Below are 12644 nucleotides of genomic sequence, written 5' to 3' on the forward strand. Positions count from 1 at the left end.
TAAATATTACAGATAAAAGGGGTTAGGTGTAGATGTCCACTTTAGTTCAAAAATATGGAGGTAGTTCGCTGGCAAATCGCAAAAAAATAGAAAAAGTTGCGGATAGAGTTCAAAAAGCCTGGGATGAATGGGAGAGGGTTGTAGTTATTGTTTCTGCCATGGGAGATACCACAGATGAACTCATAAATCTCGCCCATGAGATAGCTGATGATCCTGATCCCAGGGAGATGGATATGCTGCTCAATACCGGGGAGCAGATTTCTATTTCTCTTCTTACCATGGCCCTGCAGAAAAGAGATATACCCGCTGTATCTCTCACCGGATCTCAGCTGGGAGTTGCCACGACTGATCGTCATCAAAAAGCCCGCATAAAAGACATAGATCAGGACAGAGTACAGGAAGAACTCGACCGTGGCAGGGTGGTGGTTGCCGCGGGTTTTCAGGGTGTAACTGAGGACAATGAATATACGACTTTAGGAAGGGGCGGCAGCGATACGACAGCTGTAGCTCTGGCGGCCAAACTGGAAGCGCGCTGCGAAATATACACCGATGTAGCCGGCATTCACACCTGTGATCCGGGTCTTGTAGAGAGGGCCAGGTGTCTGGAAAAAATCTCTTATGAGGAAATGATGGAGATGGCCAGTCTGGGAGCAGAGGTTATTCATCCCAGAGCAGTTGAACTGGCCTGTAAGTATGAAGTCCCGCTTTATGTAGGGGATGCATTTTCTCAGGATGAAGGCACGGATATAGGCGAGGAAACCGAATATCTGGAAGAGAGTGTTATAACCGGTATGGCGGTTAATCTGGATGATATTCAGATAAATCTCAGAGGTGTGAAAAAGAGAAAGGATATGCTTAGCAAAATCTTTGAAACCTTTGGAGAAGCCGGCATTAATATCGATATGATATCACAGCTGATGAATGGTGAAAATAAAATGCAGCTCAGTTTTACAGCTCCCGCCGAGGATTTTCAGGAGACAGAAAAGATTCTTAAAAGCCGGGAACAGAGCTGGAATGTAAAGAACTGGTGGATCAATGAGGATATCTGCAAGATGTCTGTCATAGGCCCTGGTATGCGTTCACAGCCCGGGGTTGCAGCCAGTGTTTTCAATTTGATGCAGCAGTATGATATCATGGTTCGTATGGTCACCACTTCGGAGATAAAAATTTCCTGGCTGATACCGACAGCTGATCATGAAAAGGCGGCGGAACTGGTAGCTCGAGAATTTGACCTGGCTGATTAACCTGGAAAGATAGGACGGGATATTTTATGATGAATCTGGCTGCTCTTCTGGCCAGTGGCATAACAGGTTCTGCCACCGGTTACATAACAAACGATGTGGCTGTCAAAATGCTTTTTCGCAGTTACGGACCCTTTGGAGGAGTGCTGGAATCTACCAGAGAAGAATTTATCCTCAATATGAGCAGGCTGGTTGAAGACGAGATAATTAATTACAGGACGCTGGCCGATGAACTGGAGAAAACTGAGGTTCAGGAGGAGATCGACAGCCTTATCGAGGAGATAATAGCAGGACAGCTGCCCGCTCAATTCAGCGGCCGGAGCTGGGCTGATGTGCCCGGCTGGGAAAAAAGCCGCCGGGGTTTGAGTGAACTGCTTATCGACCGGCGTTTGATTCGCTCTCTGGCTGAAGATCTTCTGGAGACCACAGATCTATCCGGGCTATTTAGCAGGGAGCAGCTGGCGAATATGAGTGAAAGCCTGTTACGAGAAATCAGGCATCTGCTGGCCGATGATGAAGTTTGCTCGCAGGTCTCCGGTTTTCTGGATCTGCTGCTGCAGATTCTGTATGATGAGAAAGCTCCAGAAGAACTGGAGGAGGAGAAAATTCGCCGAATCCAGCAGGCTCTGGCGGGGCGCAAAGGCAGGTTGAGGGAGCTTTTGGCCGGTTTTATCGAAGATTCGGGTCTGAAGGCAGAATGGGAAGCAAGAATTGAAAATATGCTGAAAACTCCTCTGGGACAGTGGGAGAGCCGATTTTTCCAGAAAGAATCCTTTTCGGACGAGAGAAATTCTATAGCCCGTCTTCTCCAGAATTTTAACAATTTTCTTGCCCGAGAAGAACCCCGTAAAATACTGCGGGAGCTGGTTCAGGCTTTTATATCCTCTCTTCAGAGGATAGATCTGACACTGCCGGAGATTATAGGTGAAGGCTGGCAGGACCGGATCAGACCGCTGATCGAAAAAAACCTTCCTCCCCTTATCGAGACCGTTCTCTGGTGGCTGGATGAAAACAGAACAGAGCTGGAAGAGATTATCGATGAAACCATCGACGAGGTTTTAGAGACCGGGAGCGGTTTGAAAAATTCCCTCAAAAATATATTGTTCCGGGCCCTGGAAGGTAAACTTGCCCGCCGGTATGGAGTGGTCGATGATTTTGTTGAAAAATTGAATACTGAAAGGGAAAGAGACAAACTGGCTGAAGAGATATCAATGAAAATCACGGAACTTCTGGAAGCAAAGACTCTGGGCTGGCTCGTCAGCCGGCTGAAAAACCAGGGTGAATTCAACTGGGATTATCTTTTTGACAGGATCAATGAAGTGCTTTCTGACATACAGAAGCTTTTTGCTGACGGCGATGCAGCTGAATTAGAACTCGTCCCTTCCCGGTTAATTGACAGCCAAAATCTTCTGAATAGTTTCCCAGAAAAAACATCCGTAGTGCTCGCCGATTCGCTGCTCAATCTGCTGCTCATCCCTTCCAGCGCTCCGCGCATAGCCGGTTTTTTAAAGAGACTTCTGACCGGGATCCTGAATTCCGAAGCTGCAGAAGAAATTTTGACAGAGATTGCCGATTTTTCCGGCTCGTTTCAGATATCTGACAGAAATATAAATATTCTCGTCGAGAAAGTTGATTCACTGCTCTCCGGTGTCGGCGAAGGGTTTACGGGTTTCAGCTCCGGGGATTCTCGTCTTTTCCAGCAGTTTTATACGGCCTTCAGCCCGGCTGCTGTCAGCTGGATGGATAAAATTTTAAAAACACAGGAAGATGAAAAGATAGGTGCTTTGATTTCCAGAATCACCGATATTCCCGGGTATGAGACCAGGCTGAGGAATTTTTCTCTCAATATACTGGAGGAGAATCTGGCGGTTCTGCTTGAGGATAGAGTCAGCAGGGCTGTTTCGGATAATCTTTTAAGCCTGTCTGCCGAAAAGATGAAAGAAATAGTTGAGGATTTTATAGGACGGGAATTAAAGCCGATAACCTATTTTGGAGGCGGCCTGGGATTTTTGGCCGGAGTTTCTCTGGAACTTTTTGGCGGAAACCTGCTGCCCGGCGCGGAAATTTTAGGAGGGTTTTTCTGGCCTGCTTTGACATACGGTATGGTAGGATTTCTGACCAATGTCATCGCAATAAATATGATTTTCCGGCCTCATAATCCTGTGCACATTCTGGAAAAAAAACTGCCGTTCACTCCCGGTCTCATTCCGCGCAATCAGGACAGGTTTGCCGAAGCCCTGGGTAATTTCGTTGAGAAAGATCTGCTGGAACCGGCAAGAATCAGCAGATTAATAAAAAACAGCAGGAGTGAACTGGAAAGAGCTCTTGAAAGAAATCTGCTCAGCAACGATTTTCGCCGGCTTAGGCTGGTTTTAAGGACCAGCAGCGATAATTTCGCCCGCAGATTGAACGAGCTGGTTCGGGTTCTGATGGTGGACAACTCTGCCGGTTTTTCAGAAAAATTATCGGAGTTTATGAGAGAAAACGTCGACACTGCCGGAGCTGTCTCTTATGGAGTTGAAGCGCTTTTGCCGCTGCTGGAGGAACATAAGATAGAGTTTGTTCCTTCCTTTGCTAAAATTTTGCAGAGATCGGCGGCGGAGGAAAAACCCCTATCGGAAATTTTTGGACAGGAACTGCAGCCGGATTTTTCTGCTGGTTTTTCCAGGTTTTCTGAAAAAGATGTTGACCACATCAAAAAGAAGCTGATTTCTTCAGCCTCCAGTTTCGATATTTCCGGCATGGCAGCGGATTTTCTGAGCGACAGAGAGGATATTGACCTGGAGAATTTGATTTCGCCCGGATACAGGAAAGATATCGAGAAATTCATCGAAGATAAAGCCTGTGAGTTTTTGCATCGACGGGATTTGGCAAAGATAAACAGCGGAATTAACTGCGATTTTTTCCGGGATCTCTATTCAGGAAAAGGCGAGAAAGTCATCGGCGATCTGCTGGAAGCCAACTTCGATGATTTTTTGAATATATTTGTGCAGAGATCACTGTCTTTCATCTCTGAAAACAGAGATGAGATAAAAAGAAAATCTCTGGAAATGGTTCGTCAGCAGCTCAAAGAACGGGAAGAAAAGCAGGGTATTTTGAGCGGAATATTTTTGCGGGGGGCTTATCAGCTCACCGATGGAGAAGCGACGGTGGAAGAAGTAATAGATGTGCTGATCGATCAAAAACTGCCCGCATATCTGCAGCGGCGCAGGGAGGATATCGGCAGCCGTTTAAAACCTGTGCTAAATCGGACGGCCCGGAATATCTCCGATGACCTTCTGAGCAGGACGGGTTCTGAAGGCTGGGCTGAAATCATGGGAATAGCTGCAGCCCGACCCGGGGTGGAAAAAAACTTCAAAAATTTCAGCAGGAGTCTTTTTGACCGACTCTGGAAAATCGAATTCCCGCTTGAAATCCTCGCCGGTTTTCTGGGGGGAGATAAAGCGGAGCTGCGGGATACTTTCCTGGAGAGAAGGAATGAAAAGATAGAGGCCGATGCCCGAGATTCAGCGGTTCGGAAAATTCTCAGACTCGGTGAGATTGGCCTGGAAGAAATTTTTAATCAATTTTCTCCTGCCGATTTTCTGGAATTTATAACGGGCCATAAAAGTCCCGGTCATGATTATTTCCGAAAAGTTTTGCAGACTCGTGAAGATGAACTTCGCGAGAGAATTTCTGAAATTTTCCAAGCTGCCGGGAATCTTTATAAAGAGAAAAACAGGGGCGAAAATAAAGGTGAAGGCAGGAGCAACTGTCTTTTTGATGAAGAAATCTTTAAGAAGGATATGAACTGGTGGCTGCGGAGACTGGAAAAAAATGAGGCTTTTTGGGAGAGGACTTCAGCAAGTCTTGACAGTTTTTTAGAAAGAGTCTCTGCCAGACTGCCCCGGCATTTTGAAGAGGCGACGCTGGAATATCTGGTTTTAAATTTATCAAGAGGCACCCTTGATGGTCTGGAGGTTAGATTTCAAAGCCTGATGGATTCGCTGGCCATCAAGGATATCACGATTGACAGGGTGCAGAACATGGATTCAGAGGCAGTTGAGAGCCTTTTCAAATCTTTTGCCGGTCGGTATCTTAACAGGCTCAAAATTTATGGTTTCAGCGGTTCCTTTTTCGGCCTGCTTGCGGAAATGATATCAAGATTGGCGGCTTTAAGCTAGATTAATTCCGGGCGGTCGGAAACCAAAAATTACAGGAGGGGAGAAGTTCATGGCTGATAAGCTTTGCTGGCTGGGACATGCTTTTTTCGAAATAGAAACTTCGGCAGGTCAGAATATTTTAATCGATCCTTTCTGGGAGGATAATCCGGCAGCTGGATCGCGACCTGATCACGGAGACATAATTTTGATCACCCATGATCACTTCGATCATTGTGATAATCTGGCAGAATTTTTGGCAGCTGATGGCATTATTGTAGGTCAGCCGGAAGTGCTGAACAAAATCAGGGCAGGCAGCGGAGAAAGTCTTCAGGAAGAAAATTTTGTGCTGGCGGGAAGCGGCATGAATATCGGAGGAACAGTTAACGTTAAGGATGTGGACATCACCATGGTTCAGGCTTTTCATTCCTCGGATGCTGGCTCGCCGGCGGGCTATATCATCCAAACGCCCGAAGGCAAAACATTTTATCATGCTGGAGACACCGGAATATTTGGCGGAATGGATGTGCTGGGAGATATCTATGATATTGATATAGCCATGCTGCCGATAGGCAGCGTATTCACCATGGATCCCAAACAGGCTGCCCATGCCGTCAAACTTTTACAGCCTGAGACAGCGGTGCCCATGCATTACGGCACTTTTGAAGTGCTGGTACAGTCAGCCGACGAATTTTGCCGACTGGTGGCACGAAAAATGCAAGATGTCGAAGTTATGGCCATCGAACCGGGGGAAACAATTGAGTGCTGAAGCGCCCATCTCAACCATAATAGAGCAGAGATCCTGCCCAGATAATCGCAGTGATACCCGCCATGATAAAAAGCGAGTGCATGCTGAATTTGAGAAGAAGCAGGCTGAAAACAAGCGGTGATAAGGACATTCCTATGTATTTAAGGGTATTAAAAAGCGAAATAACTGAGCCCTTCAGATTTTGTGGAGGAAGTCTGGTAACCCTGTTGTAGATTGTGGGATTTAAAATCCCCATCCCGGCACCAAATATTACCATACTGATCAGAACAAGATAACTGCCCTGCGGCCAGAAGGGGAGCAGGATAAAAGCCAGGGCAATGAGGCAAAAACCAAAAAATGTTCTTGATTTCCAGCTCATTATATCGGCGAAAACCCCGGCTCTGCTGGCCAGCAAAGCGGCGATAAAACCCTGCATGGAAAGAGATATTCCCGAAAAAATTTCCCCCAGATCATGATACTGGTGAAGCATGACAGGAAGAAAAGTCACCAGGGTATAGAGGAAAAAATATACAGCAAAGGACTGCAGAAGAATTATCACAATATCCGTGCGTTTTAAGGCGGCGCCCAGCGATTTGATATGAACCTTCAATCCATTCAGAGAGGTCTTTTGCAGCTGCGGTGATGTCTCCGGCAGTTTAAAAAAGAATATAGCTCCGAGAATCAGGGAAAGACCGTAAACCATAAAGACAAGTCTCCAATCTACCGAGGCGAGCAGACCGCCCAGAGACGGAATTATCACAGCTCCTATCGAAATAGTTCCTGTCAAAAATCCCATGGCTCTAATTCTGTTTTTTCCTGCAAAACAATCGCTGATTATGGTCATGGCCACAGGTATCAGACCTGCCACACCGATTCCCTGAAAAAAACGCCAGATCAGCAGCACGGGAAAAGAAGCGGCCATGGTGCTGCCCAGACCGGCCAGACCGTCCAGCAGCAGACAGAAAAGTGCCACTTTTCTGCGGCCGGCTGAGTCGATAAAATAACCGATCAAGGGGAGGCTTATGGCTGCGGAGATGGTGTAAATGCTCAGAACCAGACCTATTTGTTCTTCCGGGGTGCCGAATGCCTCGCTTATAGCTGGCAGGGCGGGAGCTACAAGACCGCCCCCCATAACCCCAAAAGCTCCCATGGTAAGAACGATCAAAAAAATAAATCTGGATATTTCGCTTTTCTGCTGATAGTTTTTCTGTTCGCATTCGCTCATTCTTGTCCGCTCCTGTAAAAATTTTATCCTGTTTTTATAAAGCTGACACTGAATAATATAATTATAGATAATTTTTTGCAGTCCTGCCTGATTTCAATTCTAAAATAAAATTCAGCGAGGAGGCTGAAAAAATGACAGAAGAAAATACGGATTATATGCAGATTATTGAAAATCGACGCTCGGTTAACTTTTTCGATTCGAGCCGGGAGCTAGAAGATGGACTTCTCACAAAAATAATCAACAGATCGGTGCTGGCCCCCTCCAGCTTTAATCTGCAGCCCTGGAAATTGCTTGCTGTGAAAAGCCAGGAAAAAAGAGAGGAGATTTACAATTCGGGAGCCTGTGAACAGCAAAAAGTTATTGATGCACCGGTGCTGCTTATAGTGACAGGTGATATGACGGGATACAGGCGTTATAATCCCATGTGGGATGAAAAGAAAAATCTCGGTAAGCTCGACGAAGAAAAGCTGGAGAAAATTATCGAACAGTGCGAGCAGGGAATATATCCTGATGAGGCCAAAAAGATAGGTTTTGCGGTCCGCAACAGCTCTCTTCTGGCCATGAATATCATGAACACAGCTAAATATTACGGAGTTGATACCCATCCCATGATTGGTTTTTCGGAGACTAAAATAAAGGAGATGTTTGATCTCGATGAAAATGTAGTTGTAACCATGCTGATTTCTATGGGATATTTTGATGAAGAACAGGAATTAGATCCCCGGGAGACTAGACTCAAATATGAGGATATAGTAGAAGAATTTTAATAAATAGGGATCTTCTCGGAAACAGATGGTGAAATTTCCATATATGCTGTATACCCAGAGCTGCTTATAACCTCAATATTAAACCAGCTGATATGGAGAATATCTATATATATTAGCTAAAAATTTATCGTGATAACTGAAGAGCATCAATATTGGTTTGAGTTAATTAATTTACTTGACGCAAATGCAAAAATATGATTTAATATATTTTAAATATTTATCAGGATAGAAGAAATTTCATATTTTAGCTAGATAAAGAAATTCTTCTATCCCCTCTTGACACTTCGGATGGGGGAGAGGGGGTGAAAAAATGCTGGTGGATAATCTTATCTGTCGAATTAATGACAGGGGTAATATCCCGCTTCCGAATTCGTTGAAAGCTTCCGAAAATATGAAGCCGGGCAGGGTGATACTGCTGGAAATAGATGCCGACAAACTGACAGCGCACACTTCCATACCCTGTTATTTTTGTGGCAAACATAAAGAAGGTGATATTTTCAAAAACAGATTCATCTGTTCTGAGTGCCGAAGCGAAATAATCAAATCACTTAAATGAGGGTCTTCCTGTTTTCGCTGGTAAATAGGTGTGTAAAAATTATAGTTATACTGGAAGATATAAAGCTTCTTTTTCAATTATTTTTTCCTGATCTGAGAAGGTAAGAGAACCCCTTTTTATGCCTGCTTACAGGGGTTCTCTTTTCTATTATCAAACAGGGGGATTTCATATGTGTCCTGTTGATATTGAGCCGCCTGACATTACCGATTATGATATGTTCCGATCTCCCGGGCCAGAGATATTAAAAAAACTGCGGGAAAGCCCGGGGAGGGGCTGGTATGTCGGAGGCGCCGTCAGAGATGTAATTCTGGGAAGAAGACCTGAGGACTGGGACTTTTTGCTGACGGGGATCGATAAAGCGACCTTAAAGAAAGGTTTTCCCGGGGGAGAGGTGGTCGGCAGTAATTTTCCGGTTTTTCTCTGGCAGGGGGTTGAAATCACCTGGACAGGGGAAAGCTCACCGGAGAAGAATCTGATGAGCAGGGATTTCACCATCAACTCTCTTACCGCTTCTCTGGCTGATAAAAAGATAAGAGATCCTCAGGGAGGACTCCAGGATTTAAAAGAGAGAATTCTACAGCCCCTGCCGCGGTCCATTTCAGCTGATCCACTTCGGGTGTATCGAGCTTTTAGGTTCAAAGCCGAGATTTCCGATCTCAGCTTTTCTCCTCTTCTAAAGAAAAAGCTTAAATTGCTCTCGCCCGGGGAAATAGAACATTTATTTCCGGAAAGGGTAACAGAAGAATTCAAAAAGATACTCAATTCCCCCCGGCCTGCCGCTTTTATAATGGGGCTTAAAAGATTTGATCTTTTAAACCGTCATTTTTCCTGGTTGAAATCACCAGAAAAATCGCTCGACCGTTTGAAAATAGCGAAAAAAGCTGGCTTTAGATACAGCGAGGAAACTGATAAAATTTTATTTGTGGCCCTGGCCTTTGAAAGCGCAAAGAAAAATGAGATGGACCGGGCCCGCTCCCTTCTGACTCTGCCTGAAAAATGGATAAAAGCAGCAGAACAGGCTGTCGAGGTAATTCCTATTATCAGAAACTGGCAGAAAGTTCCCGCGGAGAGACTCGTTGAAACACTGGAGATTTTTGATAAAGAAATTTTAGATCTCCAGGAAGCACTGGTTCTGGCTGCAGGCGAAGATGTACGAATCGGGGTTGCGTCTTTATTTCAAAAAGCTCGCAGCAGGTATGATAATATTTTTGAAATCATGAAGAAATTAAAAAATGAGATCAGCGGTGATGATCTTCCTGAAAAAATAAAGGGCACTCCTGCCGCCGGAGAAGAACTCAGGAAAAGAAAAAAAGATTGGCTGGAAACTGAAAGAGATAAACATTCATAGAGTGCTTTATCGGAGGAATTAAAAAGGGCTGTAAATCAAGCTATTTTTATGATATAATTCGAAATTGATATGGAAATCGTCATTTTTTCATCTGCTGAAGTTAAAGTGCAGTTTAACCCTTGATTTTTTATGCTAAATTATGTTATTTTTATAACGAACTTCGATTCTGGTGCTTTTGTTATTATTCTGGAGATATTATCTCATCAACTGGCAGGGGGGAAATTTTATGCTGGATACGCTGGAGGAAAAAGGTTTGCCGCTGGCTATAATAGTTATTACAGCCGTCTGTTTTGTCTTCGTCTCTGGGGCTGTCGGACAGGCTGAGGATATTCAGGCCGAAGAGGAATGGATAACCGGACTTACCGGCAGTCTTGATGTAGATCAGGTCGAACTGGTAGAGAGTCTCGAAGATTTCAGCAGGCCTTTGATCTATCTGGAGAATTATCTATATTATATTCTGCCTGAAATTGAAGAGCCGGGAGTTTACAGTCTCGCTTCCGATTCTCAGCCGGAGGGGCTTTTTTCGGTGGAGGATATCGAACAGCTGGAGCTGCAGTTTGACGAACAGCCGGAGGACTGGAATGAGGGCGATGAGTGGACCTGGACCTTCCGGGATGATGATAGATTTGTCGAGATAGAACTGACATCTGAAGTCATCGATTACGTAAAAGAGCCCGGCCGGCCGATGCTGAGCAGGATCATATTTTCGCTGGACTATGCTGCTCCTCATTTCAACTTTCAGGGTACTGTCAGAGTCAGGGATGATTTTGACGATGTTGACGTGATAGTCGAGCTCGATCATGCTGATTATGATCTGGAAAATATATCTGCCAATCTAAATTTTGATCTGCTGAACAGGGTTGAAAATGAGCTGGCTTTTGAGGGGAGTTTACAGCTGCCCGGTATAGAAGGGGAAGGCGAGCATCACTTCATCTTCACTGAGCGTCCCCGGGAATTACCCAGAACTCAGCCGATTTATCTGGATGAGTATATATTCAGGGGGTATATGTCAACCGGCAACTTTGCTCTCGAAGGTGATATGTGGATCTGTACGGAATCGATAGTATTGAACGGTTATACAGTCTTAAATTAGTTCCACGGCTATCTGTTATTATCTCTGGTTAAGGAGGGCTAGTATGTCACAGGAACCTGAACTGGTAATTACAGATGCACCTCATCTGATAACCGATGGAGATAGTACCGACCTGGTTATGATCGATGTTATTATAGCCTTGATTCCCGCCACCCTGGCCAGTGTTTATCTTTTTGGTCTGAATTCTGTCCGCATAATACTCGCTTCGGTGATCACCGCCATGCTAATCGAAGCGGTGGTTTTACAGCGCTGGAGCAGTTTGCGAGATTTTTTCGATGATGGCAGCGCGGCTGTCACCGGTCTGCTGCTGGCTCTCACTCTACCCCCGGACGTTTCCCCTTTTCTGGCTGCGGTGGGAGCGGCGCTGGCAATTATTCTGGGCAAGATGATGCTCGGAGGCCTGGGCAATAATCTCTTTAACCCGGCGCTGGTAGGCCGGGGTATCATGCTTGCACTCTGGCCGGCTTCGATGACGACATTTACCGATCCGGTGGATGGAGCTACAGCTGCTACTGCTCTGGCCGGAGGGGATTACAGCTACTGGGAGATGTTCTTGGGCAGCATTCCCGGCAGCCTGGGAGAAACTTCCGCATTGTTGCTGTTTCTGGGAGGGGTTTATCTGTTTTTCAGAGGCAGAATTGGCTGGAAGATTCCTTTGAGCTATATAGTCACGGTGGGAATTTTTACCCCGCTCATGGGCGGCGATGTAATTCTGCATTTATTTTCGGGTGGACTGATTATGGGAGCAATTTATATGGCCACGGATATGGTGACTTCTCCGGTATCCAGCAGAGGTAAGCTGGTATTCGGATTTGGCTGCGGATTTTTGACAATCATCATAAGAATGTATGCCACCCTGCCTGAAGGGGTAACCTATGCTATATTAATTATGAATGCCCTGGTTCCTCTGCTCGATAAATTATTAAGGCGCAGGGCATTTGGGGAGGTTGAGACAGAATGAAAACCGAAAACTATGATCTCTCCCTGGGCGTGTTTATACTGGCTATTACTCTAGTGGTGGCCGTACTGGTTCTGGCCTACGCGCACAGTATAGCTGATCAACTTATCGTAGAAGAGGATGTATCCCCTGAGATGAGGGAAAACCTGGTGGGAATTTACGATGATGAGGCCACCTTTTCCGAATTTGAGTATGAAGATAACCTGTTTTTCGTTGTGCGGGAGGCTGGAGATGTCACCGGAATGGCTCATGTAGCTGCTGGTTCGGGTTACGGCGGCGAAATTGAAGTTTTGGTTGGAATGGATGATGCCGGTGATATAGTCGGCATAAACGTGCTTGAGCATTCCGAAACACCGGATCTGGGAGATAGAGTTTTTGAAGATGATTTTAAGGATAGATTTTTGGGATTGGGTTACAATGATCCCATTGAAATCGGAGATGATATTCAGGGCGTGACCGGAGCGACGGTTTCTGCTGAAGCTCTGGCCGAGGCAGCCCGGGAAGCAGTTGATGTCACCTTCGACGCTCTGCGTTCGGGAGAGTACTAATTCCAGGGAGGAATGTTATCA

At 45.5% G+C, this 12644-nt stretch carries 10 protein-coding genes; 9 read left to right on the forward strand and 1 reads right to left on the reverse strand.

Annotated features, from left to right (window positions below):
* Positions 1-32: 32 nt before the first annotated feature.
* The 3 genes from BLT15_RS05685 to BLT15_RS05695 are packed head-to-tail and all read left to right on the forward strand — an operon-like array spanning position 33 to position 6149.
* Entirely contained in the window at positions 33-1244 is a 1212-nt protein-coding gene (locus BLT15_RS05685; RefSeq protein ID WP_089759563.1) for an aspartate kinase, read from the forward strand.
* Positions 1245-1270: 26 nt separating this feature from the next.
* Positions 1271-5404, forward strand: coding sequence for a DUF445 family protein (locus BLT15_RS05690; protein WP_089759565.1), 4134 nt, complete (start codon positions 1271-1273; stop codon positions 5402-5404).
* Positions 5405-5453: 49 nt separating this feature from the next.
* On the forward strand, positions 5454-6149 hold the full coding sequence (locus BLT15_RS05695; RefSeq protein WP_089759567.1) for a metal-dependent hydrolase: 696 nt from the start codon (positions 5454-5456) through the stop codon (positions 6147-6149).
* Between the two features lie 10 nt (positions 6150-6159).
* On the opposite strand, the gene BLT15_RS05700 is transcribed toward BLT15_RS05695, so the two are convergent.
* Positions 6160-7353 carry an MFS transporter gene (locus tag BLT15_RS05700; RefSeq protein ID WP_089759569.1) on the reverse strand — a complete coding sequence of 398 codons (1194 nt, stop codon included), beginning with the start codon at positions 7351-7353 and terminating at the stop codon, positions 6160-6162.
* Positions 7354-7484: 131 nt separating this feature from the next.
* Here BLT15_RS05700 and BLT15_RS05705 point away from each other — a divergent pair, with 131 nt between their 5' ends.
* The 6 genes from BLT15_RS05705 to BLT15_RS05730 all read left to right on the forward strand — a co-directional run bounded on the left by BLT15_RS05705 (position 7485) and on the right by BLT15_RS05730 (position 12623).
* Complete coding sequence (locus BLT15_RS05705) at positions 7485-8120, forward strand: nitroreductase family protein (protein WP_200769701.1); 636 nt, start codon at positions 7485-7487, stop codon at positions 8118-8120.
* Between the two features lie 310 nt (positions 8121-8430).
* On the forward strand, positions 8431-8676 hold the full coding sequence (locus BLT15_RS05710) for a hypothetical protein (RefSeq protein WP_089759571.1): 246 nt from the start codon (positions 8431-8433) through the stop codon (positions 8674-8676).
* Between the two features lie 169 nt (positions 8677-8845).
* Entirely contained in the window at positions 8846-10024 is a 1179-nt protein-coding gene (locus tag BLT15_RS05715) for a tRNA nucleotidyltransferase/poly(A) polymerase-related protein (RefSeq protein WP_159429837.1), read from the forward strand.
* 226 nt (positions 10025-10250) lie between these two features.
* Positions 10251-11117, forward strand: a complete 867-nt coding sequence (locus BLT15_RS05720; RefSeq protein WP_089759574.1) for a hypothetical protein — start codon at positions 10251-10253, stop codon at positions 11115-11117.
* A gap of 43 nt (positions 11118-11160) precedes the next feature.
* Positions 11161-12078 (forward strand): RnfABCDGE type electron transport complex subunit D, encoded by a 918-nt coding sequence (locus BLT15_RS05725; protein ID WP_089759576.1) that lies wholly within the window; start codon positions 11161-11163, stop codon positions 12076-12078.
* Positions 12075-12623 carry an RnfABCDGE type electron transport complex subunit G gene (locus BLT15_RS05730; RefSeq protein WP_089759578.1) on the forward strand — a complete coding sequence of 183 codons (549 nt, stop codon included), beginning with the start codon at positions 12075-12077 and terminating at the stop codon, positions 12621-12623. Before BLT15_RS05725 ends, BLT15_RS05730 begins: the two co-directional genes overlap by 4 nt.
* Positions 12624-12644 lie beyond the last annotated feature (21 nt).

The sequence above is a fragment of the Halarsenatibacter silvermanii genome (genome assembly GCF_900103135.1).
GTDB lineage: Bacteria > Bacillota > Halanaerobiia > Halanaerobiales > Halarsenatibacteraceae > Halarsenatibacter > Halarsenatibacter silvermanii.